The organism is Mesorhizobium xinjiangense, assembly GCF_009749525.1.
Taxonomy (GTDB): domain Bacteria; phylum Pseudomonadota; class Alphaproteobacteria; order Rhizobiales; family Rhizobiaceae; genus Mangrovimarina; species Mangrovimarina xinjiangensis.
In genome coordinates, this window is the sequence record NZ_WOAC01000002.1 from 1 (window position 1) to 25,258 (window position 25,258).

Below are 25,258 nucleotides of genomic sequence, written 5' to 3' on the forward strand. Positions count from 1 at the left end.
CCAAGGCACCTTTGCTCTCCTCGCAAAGGCCAAGAAGTGTTACCCATGTCTCCGGAATGAACTGTCACCCTTCTCTCGGGAAGGACATCATATACTTATTGGATGCGCCTGTTCCGAAGATCTGCCGAGGTCGCGATTGGCAACGTCCACGAACGCAAATTCGGCGACGATGAGGCCCAGGAAGGAGGTGCGGCGAGGATGGTCGTGAGAATCACGCTCTACACGGTCGCAGCGTTCCTGTTCATCGCTCCGGTCCTTTTCTGGCTCTATGTGAGCGGCCTTGCCTGCGGGTATCGCACGGACGGAAAGTGCCCGATCAGTTTCCTTGATTCAGAATTCGCCATGCTCGCCGCGATACCTTGGATGCTGGCTGCACTCCTGGCCTTCCTGGCTTGGCATCGATCCTGAACAGGCCACGGGTCAGCATATGGCGAGCATTTTATGCAACAGCCAGTCTGCCGTTGGCTGGCCCGCTCGCGCCAATCCACACGAAAGGACGAACAGGGTGGGCAAACCCAGCACCACGAGCGCCAGCAGCATCGCCCTGTATGCACGGTCCATCGCTTTCAATTTTTCTTGCCGGCTGCGTCTTGTGTCGCACATGCCGCCGTCTTCTCCGGTATCCCAGCGGGCCCCCGTTCGCCCCGGTTGCCCCCGTTCCCGCAATCCGCAGGGGCGGTTCCGGGGGAGCCTGCTCACTCGAACAGCACACGCGCTTCCGATGCCGCCTCGACGAATGCGCTCCTGGCGGCCTCGGGAGACACCGCGCCGCTTATCGACCGCTGGCAGGCGAGCACCGCGGCGTGAAACTTTGCGCTTCCCTGTTCGCGCCAATTGCTGTTGAGCGCTTCTATGGCCTGTTGCGCATTCGATACGTATCGAATGTCGCCGATGATCCCTTCCGAGATCGGCACCGGTTTGGAAAACCAAACGACGTTCATGGTCCGGCCTCCGTGAATTCCACTTTAAGATATCACAAGCGAAACGCCGAAGGTGCATCCATCACCGGGATTTGAAGCCGGTCGTCTTCGCATATGGAGACCAGGGGAAAATCTTGCGTGCGCACGAGCCGGGGAGGTATGCTGGGCATCGTCCCCGGCTCGTGCGGCGCGCCTATTCCATCACGGCCGCAAAGCGCATCCATTTGGCGATCGAATCGATCGGGCTGTCATCGGCCATGCGCAGGGGGCTCTGGCTCGGCTCGAAGTTGCGCGACAGGGCCGAGTCCGGATCGTCGAGCAGCACGCCGATAAAGGTCTCGGCGACCAGTCGGCTTCCGACCTCGCCGAGCCGGTTGCCGCCGCCGGCTTCAGCTTCCGCCAGCAGATAGAACCAAAGCGGCGTGCGCTGGTGGAATCCGGCGCTGCCGTTTGCCAGGAAATCGCGCAAGGCCGGCTTGGACGCAAACAGTGTGGAGACATCGGCGATGGGAGCCGACTGGACCGCGCCGTTCTGCTTCAGATGGGCATGCACGGCCTGGCCGGTGGGAAGGCGCAGATTGTAGCCGCGCCGCAGGTTGCGCCGGGCCAGGCTCTTGAACAGCGCCTTCAACTGGGCGTCCTGGACGTCGTTGCCCTGGTTGACCATGTCGTTGAGCGGCGGGGCGAGCGCGGTGTCGATCTTGCGGGCGAACCGTGCCGGACCACCATCCGACGCATCATGCGGCTCCACGCCGACAAAGCGCCGCCAGTCGATGACCCAGTTCTTGGGCAGCCGCTTGCTGCCGTCGAGATTGCCGCCGCCCCCGGTGAAGCCGAACAGGAGATTGAAATCCGCCTGCCCGGCGGGGCGTCCGAAATTCTTGTTGTAGTCATAAACTGCGCGGACCATCGAATGGCCGAAACGGAAGGCGGCCACCGAGAATTCAAGCGGCAGCGCGTTGCCCAGGCGCATGTTGGTCTTGCGGGCGTCGTATTCGGCCCGGAACTTGAAGAAGTGCGATGCGCGATCGGCGATAACCTGGTCGACCACCGCTTCGTCGCAGACCGTCTTCAGATAGCCTTCGACGATCAGCCACTGATAGTGCAGGCGGGTGAGCTGCTGGGCGGACGCGAAATCGGGGATCCAGCCCGTGTCGTGTCCGGCGAGGTAGTCGACCGCCTTGTTGTGGAACCGCAGCACGCTCAGATGGAACTGCGCCACGACGAGGTTTTCGTCATTGCGCATGTCGCCGATCAGGGCCCGTTGCGGCAGCTTGTCGGAAAACGCCGCGAAATCGTCCGCCGGCATCGAACTCTGCGCCAGGTTGAGCGCCGCGTTGCGCACGGATGACTGCACCTGAACGTAGCGCGGCAGGTCGCGGTGCCGGTCCAGGTCGTCGGGGAGGGGGCCCGGGTCGACCGTGGTTCCCACGCGCATCTTGTTCATGTGGGTCGGGTGGCGCATGCCCGAGATGACCTTGACGACATCGGTATTGATGCCGGAGCCCGTTGGCGCGCCGCCATAGACGCTGTCGAGGTCGAAGCGTGGCGTGCGTGCGTTGCGAAGCTGGCTCTCGACGGTTGAGGAAGCCACGGGCGGATGGGCGCTGGTGATGCTCGAAATGCTGCTTTCGCGATCCGTGCGGGCGGTCAGTTCGTGATCGAGGAACTGGCCCCAATAGGTCATGACCGGCGGCATGGTGGAATCATTGTCGGACGTCTCTGCCGCCTCGACCATCAGGTTGCCCAGCTCGTCCAGTTCGCCCAGTGTCTCACCCGTCTCGGGCAGGTAATTTTCAGGTGCGTCGAGCGGCGGCACCAGATAGCCGAAATCCGCCTGCTCATCGACCGCGATGTCGCCGGCAGCCGGAGTGACGGCCTCGAGGATCGCCTCCTGAAGTGTCGATGATTTCTCTTTTCCGCCGTGGGTTTGGAACATGAGAGTCATGGTGATTTCCTTTCGTCCTGCCCTCGCACCCATCGTCTGTTTGGGTATGGCCCCAATTTCAGTTCGTTCTCGCGTATAATTGCAATTTATAGTTATGTTTATTAGAGCGCCTGAAATAATGTGAGTTGGTATATTGTATCTGTCGGGCGATTTATCTCTGTAGCGGATTTCACAAAACCGGCAGCGGGACTGTCTGGAACGTTCGGGCTCGCTGTGCTGCGCCGTTCCGCCGAATGCCGCGAAACCGTCGAAATCACCACTTCGGGGGTAGTGCGATACGCCGATTGACGGCGTTTACCCGCCGCGCATCACGCGTAAGCTCTTGAGATCAAATCGATTGGGCGGCGGATTCGTAGATGCGATCGCAAACAGACCACGTGCACAGGCCATCGTGGGCCGGGCTTGCGCCCGGGCAGCCTTGCGGCTTGTGGCCGGGGTGGTCCGGCCATACCGGCGAGGTGCGGCGATGAACCGGCAGCTTACCTCGCCCTGGTTCAGCTATCTCGGCAAGACCGATGCGGTGGAACGCGAATTCATCGCCCTGTCCGACATCATCCTGTTTCTCAGGCTTTACATGCGCTCCATCGTCGGGTGCGTGTTCGTGGCGATGCTTCTCTCCTGGGCCTATGTGACCACCACGGATTCCACCTATACGGCCACCACCCAGATTCTCATCCAGCCGAAGATACCGCAGTTGCTTCAGCAGCAGGCGGCCGAGGTCAACCTGTCGCTCGATACGGCGCAGGTCGAAAGTCAGATCGCCGTCATGCAGTCGGAAAATATCGCTCAGGTGGTTATCGACGAGCTCGGCCTGACCGAAGATCCCGTATTCACTCAGCCGCGCAAGCCGACGATGAAGGACCGGTTCACAAGGCTCAAGGCCGTTGTCGGCGGATGGTTGGGATCGACGAGTGCAGAGCCGGGAGAGGATCCGCCCGAGGTGGCCGCGGATGGGCAGTTGACGCCATTCGAACGCGCACGGCGGACCATGTGGCTGCTCCAGGGCGGTCTCGATGTGCGCCGCGTCGGTGTATCCTACGCCATCAGTATCACCTTCAGTTCGCCGGATCCGGATCTTTCGGCGCAAATCGCCAATGCGATCGCGTCGTCATTCATCGAGGAACAGATCGAGACCAAGGCGGAATCGGCGCGCCAGGGCGGGCGTTGGCTCGAAATTCGGCTCAAGGAACTGCGCACGCAGATGAACGAAGCGACGCAGATCGCGCAGGAATTCCGGGCAAGGCATGACTACGCCATCGACCGCGCCGGCGGTGCGGAAGAGCCGGGGGAGCCGACGCTGGAGGAATTGGAAGCCAATGCCGAAACCTATCGCAAGATGTATGAGAGCTTTCTGCAGGCCTACACGAATTCCGTGACGCAGCAATCCTATCCTGTTGCCGACGCGCGCGTGCTGACCCCCGCCACACCGCCCCTGGCGCCGAGCGCGCCGCGCCGCAAGCTGTTTATCGCCTTCGGCATGGTCGCAGGCGTGATGTTCGGTGTCGGCATCGCGTTCCTGCGCAGCATGCTGGATGCAACCCTGCGTTCACCGGACCAGTTCGGAGGCGGCCTCGGCGTGGAGTGTATCGCTCAATTGCCGCCTCTCGGCCGGCGCAAGGGCGGGGACGCGGTGTACGATGCGGTGATCCGCTATCCCCGGTCCGGGTTGAGCGAAAAGTTGCGCGAGGTGCGCACCGCCATCAGTCTGGCCGATCCGTCCCGCCCTGTTCGAACGCTTGGTATCACCTCTTGCCTGCCGTCGGATGGCAAGAGCTTCTGTGCGGCCAATCTGGCGACGCTGTATGCGCAGTGCGGCGTGCGTACCATGCTCGTCGATGCAGATCTGGAGCACGGCGTGCTGACAAGCAGACTGGCGCCACCCTCGCGCCGCTATGCATCGGAATTCCCGTGGAAAAGCACCAGCGACCCCGACGTCCTGGCCTCGGCAGGAGGCTCTTTCGATCTGCTTGTGCGCGACGGAGCCACGGCGAAAGGCCTTGTCGACCAGAAGCAGATGAAAGCCTATCTGCGTGAAACGCACTACGACATGGTGATTGTCGACCTCCCGCCGCTGACTTCGGGAGGCGAGCATCTCGTCTCCGCCGCAGCGCTCGACGCCGTTCTGGTGGTCGTCGAATGGGGCCGGACGCCCACCGACATGCTGGCCGATCTGTCCCGCACACTGCATGCCGGCAAGGCCAATGTGATCGGCGCGCTGATGACGAAGGCGCGGTTCGTTTCGACCGGCAAGTCGGCCTATCGCCGGCGTGGCACCGCCTGCTGATCTCCTCCGGGACGGCTGCCGCTCATAGCACGCCGAGTGCGTGGCCCAGCATCTCGAACTGGCCGCGCGTCATCGCAGCGCCCGGCAGTGCGTTCAATTTCAGCGCCCGCGCATCACCAAGCAGAAGAGTTTCGACCGGCTCGGTCACGGCATCCGCGACGAAAGCGCCGGCGGGTAAAGTCGCAAGCAGCGCCCGGTCGAACGGCGTGCCCGGTGCATAGGCCATGCCGAGCGGCGTGGCGTTGATCGCCATGTAGTAGGCAGACAGGCTTTCCGGCATGCCGGCGTCGAGGCGAAGGCCATGGCCGGCGAGTTTCTGCATCAGCCTCTCGGTCTCGTCGGCATTGCGGTTGACGATGGTCAGATGGCCGCCGCCCTGGACGGCGAATTCATGCGCTATGGCCGTGGCGGCAGCGCCCGCGCCGGCGATGACGACGCGCTTTCCCGCCGGGTCGAAGCCATGGGCGCGTGCTCCCGCCCAAAAGCCCGGACCGTCGGTCATGTCGCCCGCGAGCCCGCCATCGGCGTTGCGGCGGACCACATTGACCGAGCCGAGCGCCCGGGCGCGTTCGCTCACTTCGTCGACGAGGGGAAGGGTGGCCTGCTTGTGCGGCACGGTCAGGATCACCCCGTCGCAGTTTTCCGCATCCCGCACCATGGCGAAGAACGCGCCGAGATGCGGCGGTTTCAGATCGAGCGGCGTCACGACGCGGTCGATGCCGGTCTGGGCAAAATGCCGGTTGAAGAGACCTGGCGACTCCGTCTGCGCCACGGGCGTGCCGATCAGGAAAATGACGCGGCTTTTGCCGGTGACCCGCAATCCTTCATCCATGCAAGCTCTCCCTGATGTTTTCTTCGTCGCGGCCGTTTCGGTTGACTCGCTGGCTTATAGTCGAATAAACGGAAAAATGTTGAAGATTTTTGATTGTCTTGGAGGAAGCGTGTTCAGCCGGGGAGGAGAAGACAATGCGACGGTGGTTCGTCTGCTCGCCGAACAGGTGCGCCGCGACATATCCTTTGGCCGCCTTCCGCCGGACACCAAGCTGAAGATTGAGGAATTGCGCCAGCGTTATGGCGGCAGCGCGCATTCCTTCCGTGAGGCGCTGACGCTGCTGGCGGCCGACGGCCTCGTCGAGGCAAGTGCCCAGCGCGGCTTTCGCGTGGCCTCGGCCACCCAGGCGGATCTCGAGGACATTACGAGGCTGCGTGTCGAGATCGAGACCCTGGGGTTGCGCTGGTCGATGCAGAATGGCGATGTGCAATGGGAAGGCGCGATAATCGCCGCCAATCACGCACTCTGGCGGGCCGAAGACAAGGTGGCCGGGGATATGGACGCCTTTGCGCTCGAATGGGACGAGGCGGGGCGGGCCTTTCATGCAAACCTCATCGCTGCATGCGGCTCGCCGCGCCTGATCGACACGCAGGCCAGGCTCTACAACCAGAGCCGGCGCTTCCGCCTGGCGGCATTGCGTGAAGGCCGCATCGATTTCGCCGCCAGCCGGCAGGCGCATGACGCGATCGTTGCTGCCGTTCTGGCAAGGGACGAGGAAGCCGCCGCGTCCGCCTTGTCCGATGACATACTGGGCTCGCTCAAGAGTTGACGGACCTGGAATGCAGCCCGCCCCCGGCAGGCCCGGCGGCGGGTTTCACGACCACCAACGATATTGAAAGGGAGGAACAGCATGTTCTCTATTACACGAAGAAGACTGGGCGGATTGGCCCTGAGCGGCGCCCTTGCGGCCGGCACGATGATGTCGGGCACGGTCATGGCCTCTGCCGCCGACACCATCAATGTCGGGCTTTTGTCGCTGACCTCGCATTCGCCGAGCATCATTGCCGAAGCCAGGGGCTATTTCGCCGACCAGGACCTCGATGTCGAGTTCGTGTCCTTCCAGGCCGCCCAGCCGATGGCCGTGGCTATCGCCTCGGGCGACGTGGATTTTGGCGTCACCGCGATCTCGGGCGGTCTCGTCAGCCTGGCCGAAAAGGGCGTCATCAAGATCATCGGCGGCGCGCTGCAGGAATATCCGGACATCGACGGCCAGAAGATTCTCGTTTCCAAGGCCGCCCATGACGACGGCGTGACGACGCCGGCCGATCTCAAGGGTCGCACTTACGGCATCACCACCACCGGGTCGTCCTTCCACTACATGGCGCACAAGATCGCCGACAAGGAAGGCTTCGATCGTGCCGAACTGCACCTCAAGCCGATGCAGAAGGTGCCGGCCGTCATCGCCTCGCTGAAGAGCGGCCAGATCGACGCCTGGTCGATCGTGCCGAACATTGCCGGCGCGCTGACCAAGGGCGGCGAAGTGGTCGAGATCGGCAAGGTTGCCGACTATATCGACAATTATCAGGTGACGACCGTCTTCACCTCGACGGCCAATGCCGGCGACAAGCCGGATCTGGTCAAGCGCTTCCTCGCCGGTTTTGCCAAGGGCGTCGACGACTACAACGCCGCGCTGGTCGACAAGACGATGAGCGAGGAGGAGACGGCCGAGATCGTCGCCATGATCCACGAATATGTCTATGCCGACCAGCCGCTCGAAAAGGCCGATCCGCGCATTCGTGCCGGTGCCATGCGCATCAACGCCAATGCGAAACTGAATCTTGAAAGCGTCCGCGACCAGCTCGAATGGTTCAAGTCGGAAGGTCTCGTGCCCGAGACGGCGTCCATGGACAACCTCGTCGACGCGAGCTTCGTGGAGACGTTCTGACATTGCGGTGCTGCAGGCGGTCCCTTGCGCGCGTTCGCTCAAACGATTCCGTTTGAGCGGGACATGGTCTAGTGGATCGTCTGCTGCCCTCACCGCCCTGGCAGGCGCTCTCCCCGCATCCCGAGCTTGTCGAAGGGCGGGGAGAAGACCCGGCGGCTCCATGACGGCCCGAACAGGCGGTCGTCGCCGCGCAAAGGCAGAAAACCAATGAAGATAACTCTCGATTCCATCTCGCATCATTATGGCTCGACGGAAGTGTTGAACGACATTTCCTTCTCCTTGAGCGATGGCGAGATCGTCTGCATCGTCGGCCCGTCGGGGTGCGGGAAGTCGACCCTGTTGCGCTTCATCGGCGGTCTGGAGCGGCCCGACCGCGGACAGGTGCTGCTTGCAGGCAGGCCCCCGGCCGACTCGCTCAATCCGCTCACCTACATTTTCCAGGATTTCGCGCTTTTGCCGTGGCGCACGGTCGAGGGCAATGTCAGCCTGGTGCTCGAGGATCACGGCATTCGCGGCGACAAGGCGCGCGCCATCATCGATGACGTGCTGGCGCGCACCAAGCTGAGCGATTTCCGCACGGCCCTGCCGCGCCAGCTTTCCGGCGGCATGAAGCAGCGTGTGGCCATTGCCCGCGCGCTCAGTGTGAAGCCGGCGGTCATGCTGATGGACGAACCGCTTTCGGCCCTCGACAGCCAGACGCGCGAGTTGTTGATGGACGACCTGGTGGACCTTTGGACGCGCGAGCGCTTCTCGGCCTGCTACGTCACCCACAATCTCGCCGAGGCGGTGCGTCTCGGCCATCGCATCATTGTCCTGTCGCGTCGTCCCGGCAGGATCCGCGAAATCGTCGAGATCGACATGCCGTTGGCCGAGCGGGTCGACAGGCTCGCCGAACTCGAAACGATGCAGCGCCGTATCTGGGAGCTGATGCGCGAAGAGGCGCGCGCTGCGGACATGGAGATTTCCGATGTCGCATGAAGTCGTTCAGGAACGGGCCGCCGCGCCCGTCGGCGCCGAGGCTGCCGCGACGCAGGTTCCTTTCCGCGGCGGCGGCTTTCGCCACAGGCCGCTCGGCCTCGTTTCGCCGCTGGTCTTCATTACCATCATCCTCTTGTGGGAGCTTGGCTCGCGCACCGGCTTCATCAGCGACATAGCGCTGCCGGCACCGTCGCAGGCCCTGGCCGCGCTCGTCGATCTGGTCAAGACCGGCATGCTGTGGAAGCATCTGGAAGCAAGCCTCTTCCGTCTCGTCGTCGGCTGGACGCTAGGCAGCCTGCTGGGGGTGGCCGTCGGCCTGTTCATCGGGCTGTTTTCGCTCGCCCGCGCCGGTCTCCTGCCGCTCGTCTCGGCGCTGTTCCCGATCCCGAAGATCGCGCTGTTGCCGCTCTTCATCATCTGGTTCGGCATCGGCGAGGGATCCAAGGTCGCCACCATCCTGTTCGGAACCTTCTTTCCGACCGTGATCGCGACCTATGGCGGCGTCGACAATGTCGACCGCAACCTGATCCGCATGGGCCAATCCTTTGGCCTTTCCTGGCTGTCGATCGTGCGCAAGATCATCCTTCCCGGTGCCATGCCGGCCATTCTTTCCGGCTTCCGCATCTCGTCCTCGATCGCCATCGTGCTCCTGGTTGCGGCCGAGATGATCGGCGCCGAATACGGCATTGGCGCCTATGTGCTGATGGCCGGCGCGCTGTTCGCCACCGACCAGCTCATAGCCGGCGTGGCACTGCTATCGGCGCTCGGCCTGATCATCGGCTGGCTGATCGGCCGTGCCGAGCGCTATTTCCTCAGCTGGCGGACATAAGCGGTTCCACCCGTTCTGAAAGGTGAACATGAAGAACAGGATCGAAGCGGATTTCGATGTCGTCGTGTGCGGCGGCGGCGCGGCAGGCATCGGCGCCGCGGTCGGGGCGGCCAAGGCGGGCGCGCGGGTGTGCCTGGTGGAAAAATACGGCTTCCTCGGCGGGGCGGCCACGACCTCGCAGGTGCTGGCCTATTGCGGCCTGTTCCAGCAGGGACATGAGCCCGTGCGGGCCGTTGCCGGCGTGGCGCAGGACCTGGTCGACGAACTGAAGACGGGCGGGCTCGACGGCGAGGCGTTCCGCTCCGAGACGACGGGCAACTGGATCGTCCTGCTCGACCCGGAAGTGCTCAAGTTTTCGCTCGATCGCCTGGTGCTGCGCCACGGCATCGACGTGCGCCTGCACACGCGTGTGGCGGCGGCCACCCGCACCGGCAAGCGCATCGAGGCGGTCACGCTGGCAGGCATGGACGGACGCGAGCATGTCGTGGCCGATGCCTTCGTCGACGCCTCGGGCGACGCCAATCTGGCCATGCTGGCCGGCGTGGACTATCGCGTCGGCGATCTGGAAGGTCGGCTGCAGGCACTGACCATGCCGATCCGTATCGGCGGCATCGCGCCGGACCTGAAGATCGACCGAGCGCGGCTGCAAAGCCTCATCGCCGCGTATAACGAGCAGGGCGCCTATCCCATCCAGCGCACCGACGGCGGCATCATCATCCGCCTGCCGCTGTCGCGCGACATGTGGTGGATGACGGTCGATCTGGCGATCTCGAACCTGAAGTCCGAAAGCTTCAGCCGGGCCGAGATGGAAGGGCGCGCCATGGCGCACGACTACCTCGACCTGTTGCGAAAGGGGATGCCGGGTTTCGAAAACGCTTATCTTGTGGCCACCGGTCCGCAGGTCGGCATCCGCGAGACACGCCACCCGCAGGCACGGCTGGAACTGACGGCGAGGGACGTGCTGGAAGGCACGCAGTCGCCGACGAGCATGGCGCGCGCCGCCTGGCCGAGCGAACTGCACGGCGAGGCCGGCAAGCCGGTCTATACGCCGGTCGGAGGACGCGGCTATTTCCAGGTGCCTTACGATGCGATCCGCGCCGCCTCGCTGGACAATCTCTGGTATGGCGGCCGGCTGATCGGCGCCGACCCGCAGGCCTATGGCTCGGTGCGCGTGATGGGAACGGCCTTTGCCACCGGTGAAGCGGCCGGCGTGGCCGCGGCCGACTATGTCGACGGCGACCACCGCATCGACGCGGCGAGCGTGCAGAAACGGCTGCTGGCCCAAGGCGCGCTGATCTGAGTGTGAAGTGGCGCATCCGAAACAGAACGCCGGACCGAGTGTGCCAAGCGGTTACTCGCCGGGGTGCAAGCGGTGCTGCTTGCCGTCATCGCGGTGGCGATGCCAATAGGCGGCGCCAAACGCCATTGCGATGACGAGAAGCGGGAGCGCCACATATGAAAACAGCCAGAATTCGCTCATCTCACGCTCCCAAGAACCCAGCGGGCCAACAAATGTAACACGGAGGCAGCCGCCAACCAACTCAATGTCCCGAAGCCGATTATCAAATGGGGAACTTCAATGCCCCCATTACCATATAGGGTAGCAACGGCCGGCCCCAAGACGCCGACAGCGAGACAGGCGGTAGAAGCCCTGTCGATCCCGTTTGCCAGCAGCTTGGTTCGCTCGTTGTGAATTGTCTTTTCGCGTTCAGTCATCCCCACCCTCGCGTAAGTTCATTCCCGGGCGCCGCGCGCTGCCTTGAGCCCTCTCTCGATGTCGGCCTTGATGTCGGCGACGTCCTCCAGCCCGATCTGCAGCCGGATCAGCGGGCCTTCGTAGGGACCCTTGGCGATCTCGCGGTCGCCCAGATAGACATGGACGGCGAGGCTTTCATAACCGCCCCAGGAATAGCCGAGCCCGAACAGTTGCAACGCATCGAGGAAGGCGTGTGCCTGGCGCGGGCCGCCACCTGACAGCACGATCGAGAAGATGCCGCTCGAGCCGGAGAAATCGCGCTTCCACAGCGCGTGGCCCGGATGACTTTCGAGGGCGGGGTGCAGCACGCGCGCCACGCCGTCCTGGCCTTCCAGCCAGCGCGCGATCGCCAATGCGCTCTCCTGATGGCGCTCGAGCCTGATACCCATCGTGCGCATGCCGCGCAGCACCTGGTAGACGTCGTCGGGCGCCGCGCACACGCCGAGCGCCAGGAAGGCGTCGTGCAATTGCGGCCAGCATTTTTCGTTGGCCGACACGGTGCCCAGCAGCACGTCGGAATGGCCGGCGGGATATTTGGTCGAGGCGTGGATGGAGACGTCGACGCCGAAATCGAGCGGCTTGAAGAAGATCGGCGTGGCCCAGGTGTTGTCCATCATGACGATTGCGCCGCCGGCGTGGGCCGCTTCGGCGATCGCCGGAATGTCCTGCATCTCGAACGTGTTCGAGCCGGGCGCTTCGGTGAACACGACCTTGGTGTTGGGCTTCATCAGCGAGGCGATTTCCCCGCCCGCTGTCGGCTCGTAATACTGCACCTCGACGCCGAGGCGCCGCAGCATGGTGTTGGCGAAGTTGCGCGTCGGCGAATAGACGGAATCCACGATCAACACGTGATCGCCGGCCGACAGGAAGGCGAGCAGCGGCACCGTGACCGCCGCCAGGCCCGAGGGCACGATGATCGTTCCTGCAGAGCCTTCCAGTTCGTCGACCGCCACGGCCAGGGCTTCGCTCGTCGGCGTGCCGCGCGTGCCGTATGTGTATTTCTGGTTGCGCGATGCCATGGTCGCGGCGTCGGGAAACAGAACGGTCGAGGCATGCACGACCGGCGGGTTGACGAAGCCGTGAAAATCCCGCGGGTTGTTGCCCGAGTGGGCAAGCCGCGTGTTGATGCCCTTGAAACTGTTCTTGGCGTCCGACATATCGCCTCCGATCATGATTTGCCGCGGCAAGGCATAAAGCGCCGTCGCCGGCCAGGCAATATCGCAGTTGGAAAGCGGGTTGGACCAAAGGTGAGGACGGCGGACCAGAAGCGCAGGCATGCAGCCGGACAGGCAGCGCGGCGACATACGATCTGGTCGGTGCTCGCCGGGCGCTGGCGCCGCCCGAAAGAGCAAGGCGGGCCGGCCTGGACGCGACACATGAGCGTGGCTGCGCTCATCGCGGTCCTTCTGGTGCTGACCGCACTGCCATTCGATGCGCCGCTGGCACGATGGGCCGTTGCAGCCGACGGCTATTTCGTCCAGCTGCTGCGCGCCGTGACCGACGCCGCTCTCGTGCAATGGTACCTGGTCCCGGCGATGCTGGTGGTCATCCTTCTTTCGCTGATGGACTGGCGCAAGCATGCGCCGGCAGATCGCATCATGATGGCGCGGCTCTTCGCGCACAGCCTGTTCGTCATCGCTTCGATCGGTGGCGCGCAGCTCTGCGTGCGCGTGGTCAAGATCGTTTTCGGCCGGCCGCGCCCGCCACTGATCGCCGATGCAGGGCCATTCGGTTTCGATGCGCCGGCTTTTCACGATGCCTATTGGAGCTTTCCTTCCGGGCATGCGACGACCGCCGGCGCACTGACGATGCTGTTCGCCATCTATTTCCGGCCGCTGCGTCTGCCCGCCCTGGCGGCCGGTGTCCTGCTGGCCGTGTCGCGGGTGGCGGCGAACGACCATTATCTGTCGGATGTGGTTGCGGGATATTCGATCGGTCTCGTCTTCACCCTGTGGCTGGCCCGTCTGCTCGCCCGGCATCACATCGCCTTCCGGTTGCCGTCGGCGGGGCAGATCCCGGTCCCCGCCGGGCCGCCGGCCCGGGCCCGGTCAGGCGACGGTGCCTGAATCGCCGACCCCGCTCCTCGCCGACCTCGAGCGGGGAAAAATCCTTGGCAGACAAACCTTTCAGGCCATTGTCCCTTGACCGGCCGGAAAATATCGCCTTCGATGCGCCGGGGAACGAGGCGCGGTCGCCCCGAACGGGTGGCGGCCGGTCCGGGTGGGTACCGGAAGTGTCGCTTCACTCCATGAGGGTAACAAAACGGAGGGCGACCTCCGGATAATGAAAAGGGTTTCAGGTATGAAAACGACAATTTTGACCGGCGTGCTGGGTGCGGGCGTTCTCGGGCTGAGCGCATTCGGAGCTTCGGCCGCTACGCTCGACGACGTGAAGGCCAAGGACTTCATCCAGTGCGGCGTGAGCACCGGTTTGGCCGGTTTTTCAGCTCCTGACGAAAAGGGCGATTGGTCCGGTTTGGACGTTGATGTCTGCAGGGCGGTGGCCGCCGCGGTCCTCGGTGACGCGTCGAAGGTCAAGTATACGGCCTTGACGGCAAAGGAGCGCTTCACGGCGCTGCAGTCGGGCGAGATCGACATGCTGTCGCGCAACACGACCTGGACGCTGAGCCGCGACACGGCGCTCGGCTTCAACTTCGCCGGCGTCAACTACTATGACGGCCAGGGTTTCATGATCAACGCCAAGAACCTTCCCGGCGTGAACTCGGCCCTGCAGCTTTCCGGCGCTTCCGTCTGCGTGCAGACGGGCACCACGACCGAGCTCAATCTGGCCGACTACTTCCGGGCCAACAAGATGGAGTACAATCCGGTCGTCTTCGAGAAGCTGGAAGAGGTCAATGCGGCCTATGACTCGGGCCGTTGCGACGTCTACACGACCGACCAGTCGGGCCTTTATTCGATCCGTCTGACGCTGAGCGCGCCGGACGATCACGTCGTGCTGCCGGAGATCATCTCCAAGGAGCCGCTCGGTCCGGCCGTGCGCCAGGGCGACGACCAGTGGTTCGACATAGTCAAGTGGTCGCTCAATGCGATGATCATCGCAGAGGAACTCGGCATCACCCAGGCCAATGTCGAGGAGATGAAGAGCTCCGACAATCCGGAGATCAAACGGCTGCTCGGCACGGAAGCCGATTCCAGCCTGGCCGAGGATCTTGGCCTCGAAAAGGAATGGGTCGTCAACATCATCAAGGGCGTTGGCAATTACGGCGAAAGCTTCGAGCGCAATGTCGGCCAGGATTCGCCGCTGAAGATCTCGCGCGGGATCAACCAGCTCTGGAGCAAGGGCGGCATCCTCTACGCGCCGCCGATCCGCTGATTGATCCGACCGGTTTTCCGAGGGGCGCACACGTGCCCCTCGGCCTAGCTCGAAAGCTCTCAGATGGCTTCCCAGGAAACCCTTCGCGACGATGGGGTTGGCCGCGCATCACTACTATATGACCCCAAGATACGCGGCATCGTTTACCAGATCGTCGTTTTCGCCGGTCTCGTCCTGTTTGTCGGCTGGATCGTCAACAACACGATCGACAATCTGCGCCGCGCAAACATTTCCTCCGGATACGACTTCCTCGGCCAGCGCGCCGGTTTCGACATCGCCGTTTCGCTGATCCCGTTCACCTCGGATTCGACCTACGGCCAGGCCCTGCTTTCCGGCCTGATCAACACGATACTGGTTGCGGCGGTCGGGATCCTCACGGCGACCATTGTTGGCTTCCTCGTCGGCATCGGCCGGTTGTCGAAGAACTGGCTGATCGCGCGCATCTGCACCGTCTATATCGAGATATTCCGCAACATCCCGCCGCTGCTGGTGATCTTCTTCTGGTACCTCGGCGTTCTGTCGGTGCTGCCGCTGCCGCGCGATTCGATCGAACTGCCGTTCAGCAGCTACCTCAACAGTCGCGGCTTCTTCTTCCCCAAGGCGATCTGGGGCGAGGGGGCATGGCTGGTTCCGGTGGCCCTTCTCGCCGCCATTGCCATGTCCTGGTTCGTGGCGCGCCGCGCCCATGCACGCCAGATGGCGACCGGCCAGACATTTCCGGTCCTGTGGGCCTCCGTCGGGCTCATCGTAGGATTGCCGCTCCTGGCTCTCGTCGTCACCGGTTTCCCGATCAGCTTCGAACGTCCCACCCTTGGAACCTTCAATCTGACGGGCGGCTGGACAATCAAGCCGGAATTCATCGCCCTGTATCTGGCGTTGTCCTTCTACACGGCTTCTTTCATCGCCGAGATCGTGCGCGCCGGCATTCTCGGCGTGTCGAAAGGGCAGACGGAGGCCTCGTATGCGCTCGGCCTGCGCAACAGTCAGACGCTGCGGCTGGTCATCGTTCCGCAGGCGATGCGGATCGTCATTCCGCCGCTGACCAACCAGTATCTCAATCTGACCAAGAACTCCTCGCTGGCGGTGGCCATCGGCTATCCGGATCTCGTCGCCGTGGGCGGCACGATCCTCAACCAGACCGGCCAGTCGATCGAGGTGGTTGCGATCTGGATGATGGTCTATGTGGGGTTGAGCCTGTCGACCTCGGCATTCATGAACTGGTTCAACGCCAGGATGGCGCTGGTGGAGCGGTAGGCCATGCAGCAGCAGAACTCTGCCTTCGTCCGCACCGAACTGGTCGCCGATCAGCCGCCGCCCAGCGGCGAGAAGGGGCTCGTGCGCTGGTTGCGCACAAACCTCTTCGCCACGCCGGGCGACACGGTTCTCACCTTCATCGGCCTCGTCATCGTCGCCATGGTCGTTCCGCCCCTGCTCAACTGGGCATTCCTCAGCGCCCAATGGAGCGGTGCGGATCGCAGCGTGTGCGCCACCGTGGCCCAGGGCGGCGTGCAGCCCGACGGCTGGTCCGGCGCCTGCTGGGCCTTCGTGCGCGCAAAGATGGAACTGTTCATCTTCGGCCGCTACCCGCTCGACGAGCGCTGGCGCGTCGTGCTGGTCGCGGCGATGTTCGTGGTGCTTCTCGTGCCGCTCCTCATCCCGCGCATACCCCGCAAGGGTCTCAACTCGGTCCTGTTCTTCCTCGTCTTTCCCGTCGTCGCCTTCTTCCTGCTGGTCGGCGGCTGGTTCGGCCTGGAATATGTCGAGACGCCCCTTTGGGGCGGGTTGCTGGTGACCCTGGTCCTGTCCTTCGTCGGCATCTCGGTCTCGCTGCCCTTCGGCATCGTGCTGGCGCTCGGGCGACGCTCCAACATGCCGGTGGTCAAGATGCTGTGCGTCATCTTCATCGAGACCATTCGCGGCGTTCCGCTGATCACCGTGCTGTTCATGGCCAGCGTGATGTTTCCGCTCTTCCTGCCGGCCGGTGTCAATTTCGACAAGTTCCTGCGTGCCCTGGTCGGCGTGTCGCTGTTTGCCTCGGCCTATATGGCCGAGGTCATCCGCGGCGGGTTGCAGGCGATCCCGAAGGGGCAGTATGAGGGCGCGGATTCGCTCGGCCTCGGCTATTGGCAGAAGATGAGGCTGATCATCCTGCCGCAGGCGCTCACGCTGGTCATCCCGGGGATCGTCAACACCTTCATCGGCCTGTTCAAGGATACCACCCTTGTCTCCATCATCGGCATGTTCGACCTGCTGGGCATCGTGCGCCAGAATTTCTCCGACGCCACCTGGGCCTCGCCGCAGACCGCGATAACGGGGCTGGTCTTCGCCGGATTCATTTTCTGGATATTCTGCTTCGGCATGTCGCGCTATTCGATCTTTATGGAAAGGCTGCTCGATACCGGGCATAAACGCTAGACAAGGGCCACGACGTAAGAACAAAGGGGAAGTTCGATGGCTACCGAGAACGCGGTACGCGCCGATGAGATCGCGGTTGACCGCTCGCGAATGCAGGTCTCCGAGACCGATGTCGCGATCGAGATCGTCGGCATGCACAAATGGTTCGGTGACTTCCATGTGCTCAAGGACATCAATCTGAAAGTCATGCGCGGCGAGCGCATCGTCGTTGCCGGCCCGTCGGGGTCGGGCAAGTCGACGATGATCCGCTGCATCAATCGGCTCGAGGACCATCAAAAAGGCAAGATCATTGTCGACGGGATCGAATTGACAAACGATCTCAAGAAGATCGACGAGGTACGCCGGGAAGTCGGCATGGTCTTCCAGCACTTCAATCTGTTTCCGCACCTGACCATCCTGGAAAATTGCACGCTGGCGCCGATCTGGGTGCGCAAGATGCCCAAGAAGCAGGCCGACGAGGTCGCCATGCATTTCCTCGAGCGCGTCAAGATTCCCGAGCAGGCGCACAAATATCCCGGCCAGCTCTCGGGCGGCCAGCAGCAGCGCGTCGCGATCGCCCGCTCGCTGTGCATGAACCCGCGCATCATGCTGTTCGACGAGCCGACATCGGCGCTTGATCCCGAAATGATCAAGGAAGTGCTGGAGACGATGGTGTCGCTGGCCGAGGAAGGCATGACCATGATCTGCGTGACGCACGAGATGGGCTTTGCCCGTCAGGTCGCCAACCGCGTAATATTCATGGACCAGGGCCAGATCGTCGAGGAGAACACGCCGGCGGAGTTCTTCGACAATCCGCAGCATGAGCGCACCAAGCTGTTCCTCAGCCAGATCCTGCATTGAGGCTTTCGCGGCGGGTGCACCCGGCAGACGACGTCGGGGCTCTCATTCGCCGTCTTCGACGTCAAAGCCGTAGAGCCAGTCGAAGCCGGCGGCGAGGCGTTCCGGCGACATGAACGACAGCGCGGCGTTGCGGCAGGCAGCCACCGGACCGCCGGCATGCCACACAAAGCGGTTCAGCGCCCCGCGCCGGGCAACGCGCGTCACGCGCGGGCGGCGCAGCTTCTCGTAAAGGGCCAGCGCGGTCGGAATGTCGTCGGACCGGTTCACCAGATGGGCCAGCATGGCGGCGTCCTCGATCGCCATCGCTGCGCCCTGGGCGGCAAATGGCGTCATGGCGTGCGCGGCGTCGCCGATCAGCGCGACGGCGCCGCCCTCGGTCCAGCGACCTGCCGGATCGACGCAGTGCAACGGCCAGCGCGTCCATGGCGCGGCCTGCGAAACCAGTTGCAAGAGCCGGCGGTCGGCACGTGCGAGTGCCTTCTGCAACCCCTCGACACTGGCGGCTTCGGACCATCCTTGTCCCAATTCCCGCCCGCGCGTGACGGCGACAAGGTTGAACAGCGAGCCGCCGCGCAGCGGATAGGCCACGATGTGGAACTCGCTGTCGAGAATGGCGCTGACGCAATCGTCGTGCAGCGGCACGGTGCCGTCTGCCTGGTCGGGGTCGACCGGAACGGTGGCCCGCCAGGCGATGAGACCGGTGAAATGCGATCGGGCGGCGCCGGCCACGCCGCTGCGCAGTTGCGACCACACGCCGTCCGCCCCGACCACGAGCCGGGCGTTAACGGTTTGCTCGCGCCCGCCGGTTTTAAGGATGAGACGGACGTGATCGCGTAGCGTCTCGACCTCCAGCGCCTCGGCCCCGAGATTCAATTCGATACCGGGTGTCGCATGCGCGGCTTGCGCCAGCGCGGCATGCAGATCGGCGCGATGGATGGCGAGATAGGGCGCGCCCCAGCGTCGCTCGGCGAAATCGCCGAGCCGCACCCGGCCGATCTCGCCCAGGCGCCGGGACTCGCGCAGGACGATGGCCTGCGGCTGCACGGCATTGCTGGCAAATCGCTCGAGCACGCCGAGGCCGGCCAGTATACGGGTCGCGTTGGGCGAGAGCTGAATGCCGGCGCCGACCGCCTGGAGTTCATTGGCCTGCTCGAAGACGCGGACATGAAAGCCGCGTCGGGCAAAGCACAGCGCCGCCGCCAGGCCGGCAATGCCGGCGCCGGCTATGACAATGGTTCGCTCGGTTCCAGTTTTGACCAATGATCGCTACCGCGGCCTCCGGGCCCGTTGGAGGCGACCGTCAGGCGGCCTCGTCGTGATAGGCGCAGCCCGCGGGGCGGGTCTCGTCGGCCTTGAGGCTCGGGTCGTGCTTGTAGAGCGTCGAGCAATAGGGGCAGACGATTTCCTCGTCATCGCCCATGTCGAGATAGACATGCGGATGGTCGAACGGCTGGGAGGCGCCCACGCACATGAACTCCTTCACGCCGATCTCGACTGCGGCATGGCCCGCATCGTTCTGGAAGTGGGGAATGGAATGGCCGGCCATGGATATCTCCTGCAGGACTACGTGGTGCGGCTACCGTCGCCGCAGCGTTTGTAACATTATAGGGTTCATTGCAAGATGGTGATATCAAACTGTCGCAATCGCATGTCAGGACGAAACCGGCATGGGAATGGTGGGATCGGCCTAGCGGGAAGAATGTTCGATGAACGAGATGAAGCCTGTCCAGAGCGAGTTTCAGCGCGAAGTCTCTTCCGGCCCGGAAATGGCCGAAGGGATGCCGGACCGTTTCGTCAACCGTGAATTCTCGTGGCTGCAGTTCAATCGCCGCGTTCTCGAGGAAGCGCAGAACGTCAGCCATCCGCTGCTCGAGCGCGTGCGCTTCCTGTCGATCTCGGCGGCCAATCTCGATGAATTCTTCATGGTCCGCGTGGCCGGGCTCGCCGGCCAGGTGCGCGAAAACATCGCCACCACCAGTGCCGACGGACGCACGCCCGAAGAACAGCTCGAATTGCTGCTTGTCGAGGTCGAGCAGTTGCAGGCCGATCAGCAAGCGAGCTTTTCGACGCTGTCGTCGCTGCTGCAATCCGAACGCATCGAAATCGTGCGCGCAGACGCCATCACGGAGGCTGAACGGGCCTGGCTCGAGACGCATTTCGCCGAGGCGATCTATCCCGTCCTGACGCCGCTTTCCATCGATCCGGCGCATCCCTTTCCATTCATTCCCAACCTCGGCTTCTCCATTGCCCTGCATCTGCGCCACCGGCGCGACAAGGAGGAGATGACGGCGCTGCTGCGCTTGCCGGTGGCGCTGAAGCGTTTCGTGCGCTTCCCCGACGGCGGCGGGTCGATTCGCTTCATCTCGCTGGAGGATACGGTGGAGCTGTTCATCGGCTCGCTGTTTCCCGGGTATGAAGTGCAGGGATCGGGCACCTTCCGTATCATTCGCGACAGCGACATCGAGGTCGAGGAAGAGGCCGAGGATCTGGTGCGGCTGTTCGAATCGGCGCTCAAGCGGCGTCGTCGCGGATCGGTCATCCGCATCGAGTTCGACGACGAGATGCCGCAGGATCTGCGCAACTTCGTCGCCGGCGAGTTGGGGGTGTCGTCTTCCCGCGTCAGCGTGCTGAAAGCTCCGCTGGCGCTGAACCAGATCTCCGAGATCGTGTCGGTGCCGCGCGACGATTTGAAGTTCCGGCCCTATAATCCGCGCTTCCCCGAACGTATCCGCGACCATGGCGGCGACTGTTTCGCGTCCATCCGCGAAAAGGACATCATCGTCCACCACCCTTATGAATCCTTCGACGTCGTCGTGCAGTTCCTGCGCCAGGCGGCGTCCGATCCGGAAGTCGTTGCCATCAAGCAGACGCTCTACCGCACCTCCAACGACAGTCCGATCGTGCGCGCCCTGATCGACGCGGCGGAAGCCGGCAAATCGGTCACCGCACTGGTCGAGTTGAAGGCGCGCTTCGACGAGGAGGCGAATATCCGCTGGGCGCGCGACCTGGAGCGTGCCGGCGTGCAGGTGGTCTTCGGCTTCCTGGAACTGAAGACGCACGCCAAAATGTCGCTGGTGGTGCGGCGCGAGGACGGCAGGCTGCGCAACTATGTGCATCTGGGCACCGGCAATTACCATCCCGTCACGGCGCGCATCTATACCGACCTGTCCTATTTCACCACCGATCCCGAGCTTGCGCGCGACGTCGCCCAGGTGTTCAATTTCATTACCGGCTATGCCGAGCCGGCCGAGGAGATGCGCATCGCCGTCTCGCCCTTCACGCTGCGCGAGCGCATCCTTAGCCATATCCGCGAGGAGATTGCCCATGCGCGAGCCGGCCGGCCGGCGCAGATCTGGATGAAGATGAATTCCCTGGTCGATCCGGCCATCATCGACGCGCTCTACGAGGCCGGCCGGGCCGGCGTCGAGATCGATCTGGTCATTCGCGGCATATGCTGCCTGCGGCCGCAGGTGCCGGGCCTGTCAGACAGCATCCGGGTCAAGTCCATCGTCGGGCGTTTTCTGGAGCACAGCCGCATCTTCTGCTTCGGCAACGGCCACGGCCTGCCGTCCGACGAGGCGATCGCCTATATCGGCTCGGCCGACCTGATGCCGCGCAATCTCGACCGACGCGTGGAAACCATGGTGCCGATTACCAATCCGACCGTGCATGCGCAGGTGCTCGACCAGATCATGCTCGGAAACATCATGGACAACCAGCAGAGTTTCGAAGTACTGCCTGACGGGACCTCCCGGCGCGTGACGCCGGACGAGGGCGAGGAACCGTTCAACGCACAGGAATACTTCATGACCAATCCGAGTCTGTCCGGCCGGGGCGAAGCGCTGAAGTCCAACGCGCCCAAGCGGATTGCCCAGCAGTTGCGGCGCAGGAAGGCGAAGCCGGCCGCCGCCGAATGAAAGCCGTCTCGCAGGGGCGGCTGAAGGGCCGTCGCCCGCTGTCGATCATCGACATCGGTTCCAACTCCATACGCCTGGTCGTGTATGAGGGGGTGGCGCGCGCGCCCACCGTCCTGTTCAACGAAAAGATGCTGGCCGGCCTCGGCAAGGGCATCGTGAGGACCGGCCGGCTGGACCCCGAGGCCGTCAAGCGCGCGGTGGCCGAGTTCGGCCGGTTCCGGGCGCTGTCGGAGCAGGCGGGGTCGGAAGAACTCCATGTCATCGCCACGGCCGCCGCGCGCGAGGCCGAGAACGGGGCCGACTTCATCCATCGCGCAGAAGAGATCCTCGGCACCGAGGTCCGCGTCCTGAGCGGACGCGAGGAGGCCTATTACTCCGCACTCGGCATCATGTCGGGCTTTTTTCCGGCCGATGGGATCGGCGGAGATCTCGGCGGCGGCAGCCTCGAACTGGTCGACGTCAAGGACCACACGATCGGCGACGGCATCACGCTGCCGCTGGGCGGGTTGCGCCTGCAGGAAATGTCGAAGGGCTCGTTTCCGACCGCCGAGCGCATCGCCCGCAAGGAAATCGCCCGCGCCAAGCTGCTGCAGTACGGCGCCGGCAGGCCGTTCTACTGTGTTGGCGGCACCTGGCGCAATCTGGCGCGGCTGCACATGTTCGCCACCGATTATCCGCTGCACGTCATGCATCATTACGAGATGGACGTCGAGCAGTCGGCCGACTTCCTCAAGCGGGTCGCCCGCGGCGACATCGACAAGATGCGCGGCATCGCGCATGTGTCGAAGAACCGGCGGGCGCTGTTGCCCTATGGCGCTGCGGTATTGCAGCAGATCGTGCGCACGATGCAGCCGTCGAAGATCCTGATTTCGGCGCTCGGCGTGCGGGAAGGCTATCTCTACTCGCTGCTCCAGGAGGCCGAGCGCACCACCGATCCGCTGATTTCGGCGGCCGAGGAACTCGCCGTCCTGCGGGCGCGCTCGGTCAGCCATGCGCATGAGCTGACCGAATGGACCGGCCATTCCTTCGCCGCGCTGGGCCTGGAGGAAAGCGAGGACGAGGCGCGCTATCGCCGCGCGGCCTGCCTCCTGGCCGATATCGGCTGGCGCGCGCACCCCGATTATCGCGGCACGCAATCGCTCAACATCATCGCGCACGGCTCCTTCATCGGCCTCGATCATCCCGGCAGGGCCTTTATCGCCCTGGCCAACCTCTATCGCCATGAGGGGCTGTACAATGACGAGGCGGCGCCGGCGATCAAGGCGCTGGCCACGCCGCGTCTGCTCGAGCGGGCGCGGCTTCTGGGGGGGCTGCTCAGGGTCGTCTACCTGTTCTCGGCCTCTATGCCGGGTCTCATTCCCCTGATGCGCTGGCGCGAGGAGGCGGACGGAACGCTGACGCTGCGCATTCCCCGTTCCCATGCCGACCTGTTGGGCGAACGACCGGAAGGCCGCCTGCAGCAGCTTGCCAAGCTCGCCGGAAAACCGCTGGCATTCCGGGTGGACTGAGGTGGCATAAGCCGGCAGGGCGCGGATTGCGTCGCGGTGCCGTTTCCCGCATCGTTGCCCCAAGGTCCAACTTTACTTTTCGTCAACTTATCAAGAACATCCGCGCTTGCAGGAGGCGCGGACTGTTTCGGGCCTCGAAACAGGAGGCAGCGATGAAATCTTCAGCCCTGATCTCCAGACTGTGTGCGGCGGCGTTCGCATTCGGCCTGGCACAAATGGCGGCGACCGGCCTTGCCGTCGCCCAGGATGAGCAGAAGCCCAATATCCTGCTGATCATGTCCGACGACATCGGATACAGCGACACCGGCGCCTATCTGGGCGGTGAGGCGCGGGGAATGCCGACCCCCAACCTCGACAAGCTGGCCGACGAGGGAATGATGTTCACCTCATTCTACGCCCAGGCCAGTTGCACGCCCGGCCGTGCGGCCATGCAGACCGGGCGCATACCCAACCGCTCCGGCATGACCACGGTGGCCTTCCAGGGACAGGGCGGCGGCCTGCCCGCGGCGGAATGGACGCTGGCGTCGGTGCTGAAGACCGGCGGCTACGAGACGTTCTTCACCGGCAAGTGGCATCTTGGCGAGGCGGACTACGCGCTGCCCAACGCGCAAGGCTATGACGACATGAAATATGTCGGCCTCTACCACCTCAATGCCTACACCTATGCCGATGACACCTGGTTCCCGGACATGCCGGATGACCTGCGCGAGATGTTCAAGAACGTCACTGTCGGTGCCCTGTCCGGCAAGGCCGGCGAGAAGGCGACGGAGGATTTCAAGATCAACGGCCAGTATGTCGATACGCCGGACGAGGGCGTGGTGGGCATTCCCTATTTCGACGGCTATGTTGAGAAAGCGGCGACCGACTATCTGGAGCAGGCGGCCGAAAGCGACGCGCCCTTCTTCCTGAACGTCAATTTCATGAAGATGCACCAGCCAAGCATGCCGCACCCGGATTTCCAGGGGAAGTCGATCGCCAAGAGCAAGTTCGCCGATTCATTCGTCGAGATGGACACCCGGATCGGCAACATCCTGGCCAAGCTGGACGAGCTCGGGATGGCCGACAATACGATTGTCTTCTGGACGACCGACAACGGCGCCTGGCAGGACGTCTATCCCGACGCCGGCTACACGCCTTTCCGCGGCACCAAGGGTACGGTTCGCGAAGGCGGCAACCGGGTGCCGGCCATCGTGCGCTGGCCGGGCCATATCGAGCCGGACACCAAGAGCGCGGCCATCGTCGGCGGTCTGGACCTGATGGCCACCTTTGCCTCAGTCGCCGGCATCGATCTGCCGACCGAGGACCGCGAGGGTGAACCGATCATCTTCGACAGCTACGACATGACGCCGGTCTGGGAAGGCACGGGCGAATCCGAGCGCAACGCCTGGTTCTACTTCACCGAGAACGAACTGACGCCCGGCGCGGCGCGTGTCGGCCATTACAAGGCGGTATTCAACCTGCGTGGCGACGACGGTGCTTCCACAGGCGGCATGGCTGTCGATACCAATCTCGGCTGGAAGGGCGCCGAAAAATATGTCGCCACCGTTCCCCAGATTTTCGACCTCTTGCAGGACCCGCAGGAACGCTACGACATCTTCATGAACAATTATACCGAGCACACCTGGTATCTGCCGGTGATCAACGATCAGGTGAAGGAACTCATGAAGACCTATGTCGAGCATCCGCCGCGCAAGCTGCAGAGCGAGGGCTATTCCGGCCCGATCACGCTCACCCAGTACCAGCGGTTCCAATATATCCGCAAGGCATTGGAGGAAGACGGATTCAGCCTCGGAATGCCGTCTGGCAATTGATC

General features: G+C 63.6%; 22 protein-coding genes. 15 read left to right on the forward strand and 7 right to left on the reverse strand.

Annotation, left to right across the window (positions count from 1 at the left end; all coding sequences use genetic code 11):
- The first annotated feature begins 102 nt into the window (after positions 1-102).
- Positions 103-408: a hypothetical protein gene (locus tag GM909_RS02280; protein ID WP_157014597.1), complete on the forward strand. Its 306-nt coding sequence runs from the start codon at positions 103-105 to the stop codon at positions 406-408.
- 287 nt (positions 409-695) lie between these two features.
- Here GM909_RS02280 and GM909_RS02285 read toward each other — a convergent pair whose 3' ends face one another.
- Together GM909_RS02285 and GM909_RS02290 are read right to left on the reverse strand one after the other, a co-directional pair.
- Complete coding sequence (locus tag GM909_RS02285) at positions 696-941, reverse strand: DUF982 domain-containing protein (protein WP_157014598.1); 246 nt, start codon at positions 939-941, stop codon at positions 696-698.
- Positions 942-1,113: 172 nt separating this feature from the next.
- Entirely contained in the window at positions 1,114-2,868 is a 1,755-nt protein-coding gene (locus GM909_RS02290) for a peroxidase family protein (protein WP_157014599.1), read from the reverse strand.
- 466 nt (positions 2,869-3,334) lie between these two features.
- On the opposite strand from GM909_RS02290, the gene GM909_RS02295 reads away from it, so the two are divergent.
- On the forward strand, positions 3,335-5,152 hold the full coding sequence (locus tag GM909_RS02295) for a GumC family protein (RefSeq protein ID WP_157014600.1): 1,818 nt from the start codon (positions 3,335-3,337) through the stop codon (positions 5,150-5,152).
- A 22-nt stretch (positions 5,153-5,174) separates the two neighbouring features.
- On the opposite strand, the gene GM909_RS02300 is transcribed toward GM909_RS02295, so the two are convergent.
- Complete coding sequence (locus tag GM909_RS02300; RefSeq protein ID WP_157014601.1) at positions 5,175-5,984, reverse strand: shikimate dehydrogenase family protein; 810 nt, start codon at positions 5,982-5,984, stop codon at positions 5,175-5,177.
- A gap of 109 nt (positions 5,985-6,093) precedes the next feature.
- Between GM909_RS02300 and GM909_RS02305 the strand changes: the two genes are divergently transcribed.
- The 5 genes from GM909_RS02305 to GM909_RS02325 all read left to right on the forward strand — a co-directional run bounded on the left by GM909_RS02305 (position 6,094) and on the right by GM909_RS02325 (position 10,976).
- Positions 6,094-6,753 carry a GntR family transcriptional regulator gene (locus GM909_RS02305; RefSeq protein ID WP_198174094.1) on the forward strand — a complete coding sequence of 220 codons (660 nt, stop codon included), beginning with the start codon at positions 6,094-6,096 and terminating at the stop codon, positions 6,751-6,753.
- An 81-nt stretch (positions 6,754-6,834) separates the two neighbouring features.
- Positions 6,835-7,869 (forward strand): ABC transporter substrate-binding protein, encoded by a 1,035-nt coding sequence (locus tag GM909_RS02310; RefSeq protein WP_157014603.1) that lies wholly within the window; start codon positions 6,835-6,837, stop codon positions 7,867-7,869.
- A 207-nt stretch (positions 7,870-8,076) separates the two neighbouring features.
- The gene (locus GM909_RS02315) at positions 8,077-8,847 is read left to right on the forward strand and encodes an ABC transporter ATP-binding protein (protein WP_157014604.1); all 771 of its coding nucleotides are present in this window, start codon (positions 8,077-8,079) and stop codon (positions 8,845-8,847) included.
- Positions 8,837-9,676, forward strand: a complete 840-nt coding sequence (locus GM909_RS02320) for an ABC transporter permease (protein WP_157014605.1) — start codon at positions 8,837-8,839, stop codon at positions 9,674-9,676. The genes GM909_RS02315 and GM909_RS02320 overlap by 11 nt, the downstream gene beginning before the upstream one ends.
- A 28-nt stretch (positions 9,677-9,704) precedes the next feature.
- The gene (locus GM909_RS02325) at positions 9,705-10,976 is read left to right on the forward strand and encodes an FAD-dependent oxidoreductase (RefSeq protein ID WP_157014606.1); all 1,272 of its coding nucleotides are present in this window, start codon (positions 9,705-9,707) and stop codon (positions 10,974-10,976) included.
- 51 nt (positions 10,977-11,027) lie between these two features.
- Here GM909_RS02325 and GM909_RS26220 read toward each other — a convergent pair whose 3' ends face one another.
- Positions 11,028-11,156: a hypothetical protein gene (locus GM909_RS26220; RefSeq protein ID WP_268890725.1), complete on the reverse strand. Its 129-nt coding sequence runs from the start codon at positions 11,154-11,156 to the stop codon at positions 11,028-11,030.
- A 254-nt stretch (positions 11,157-11,410) separates the two neighbouring features.
- Positions 11,411-12,589, reverse strand: coding sequence for a cystathionine beta-lyase (locus GM909_RS02330; RefSeq protein WP_157014607.1), 1,179 nt, complete (start codon positions 12,587-12,589; stop codon positions 11,411-11,413).
- 219 nt (positions 12,590-12,808) lie between these two features.
- On the opposite strand from GM909_RS02330, the gene GM909_RS02335 reads away from it, so the two are divergent.
- The 5 genes from GM909_RS02335 (at position 12,809) to GM909_RS02355 (ending at position 18,020) form a co-directional block, all read left to right on the forward strand.
- The gene (locus tag GM909_RS02335) at positions 12,809-13,498 is read left to right on the forward strand and encodes a phosphatase PAP2 family protein (protein ID WP_198174095.1); all 690 of its coding nucleotides are present in this window, start codon (positions 12,809-12,811) and stop codon (positions 13,496-13,498) included.
- A gap of 235 nt (positions 13,499-13,733) precedes the next feature.
- Entirely contained in the window at positions 13,734-14,765 is a 1,032-nt protein-coding gene (locus GM909_RS02340; protein WP_157014609.1) for an amino acid ABC transporter substrate-binding protein, read from the forward strand.
- 63 nt (positions 14,766-14,828) lie between these two features.
- On the forward strand, positions 14,829-16,019 hold the full coding sequence (locus GM909_RS02345; RefSeq protein ID WP_157014610.1) for an amino acid ABC transporter permease: 1,191 nt from the start codon (positions 14,829-14,831) through the stop codon (positions 16,017-16,019).
- A gap of 3 nt (positions 16,020-16,022) precedes the next feature.
- Positions 16,023-17,180 carry an amino acid ABC transporter permease gene (locus GM909_RS02350; protein WP_157014611.1) on the forward strand — a complete coding sequence of 386 codons (1,158 nt, stop codon included), beginning with the start codon at positions 16,023-16,025 and terminating at the stop codon, positions 17,178-17,180.
- 36 nt (positions 17,181-17,216) lie between these two features.
- Positions 17,217-18,020, forward strand: coding sequence for an amino acid ABC transporter ATP-binding protein (locus tag GM909_RS02355; RefSeq protein ID WP_157014612.1), 804 nt, complete (start codon positions 17,217-17,219; stop codon positions 18,018-18,020).
- A gap of 42 nt (positions 18,021-18,062) precedes the next feature.
- Here the strand turns inward: GM909_RS02355 and GM909_RS02360 are convergent, their stop codons facing one another.
- Together GM909_RS02360 and GM909_RS02365 are read right to left on the reverse strand one after the other, a co-directional pair.
- Positions 18,063-19,280, reverse strand: a complete 1,218-nt coding sequence (locus GM909_RS02360; RefSeq protein WP_157014613.1) for an FAD-dependent monooxygenase — start codon at positions 19,278-19,280, stop codon at positions 18,063-18,065.
- A 40-nt stretch (positions 19,281-19,320) separates the two neighbouring features.
- Positions 19,321-19,566, reverse strand: a complete 246-nt coding sequence (locus GM909_RS02365; RefSeq protein WP_157014614.1) for a zinc-finger domain-containing protein — start codon at positions 19,564-19,566, stop codon at positions 19,321-19,323.
- Positions 19,567-19,726: 160 nt separating this feature from the next.
- Between GM909_RS02365 and GM909_RS02370 the strand changes: the two genes are divergently transcribed.
- The 3 genes from GM909_RS02370 to GM909_RS02380 all read left to right on the forward strand — a co-directional run bounded on the left by GM909_RS02370 (position 19,727) and on the right by GM909_RS02380 (position 25,256).
- Positions 19,727-21,937, forward strand: coding sequence for an RNA degradosome polyphosphate kinase (locus GM909_RS02370; protein ID WP_157014615.1), 2,211 nt, complete (start codon positions 19,727-19,729; stop codon positions 21,935-21,937).
- Positions 21,934-23,445, forward strand: a complete 1,512-nt coding sequence (gene ppx, locus GM909_RS02375) for an exopolyphosphatase (RefSeq protein WP_157014616.1) — start codon at positions 21,934-21,936, stop codon at positions 23,443-23,445. Before GM909_RS02370 ends, ppx begins: the two co-directional genes overlap by 4 nt.
- 152 nt (positions 23,446-23,597) lie before the next feature.
- Positions 23,598-25,256, forward strand: a complete 1,659-nt coding sequence (locus GM909_RS02380) for an arylsulfatase (RefSeq protein WP_198174096.1) — start codon at positions 23,598-23,600, stop codon at positions 25,254-25,256.
- The last annotated feature ends 2 nt before the right edge of the window (positions 25,257-25,258 follow it).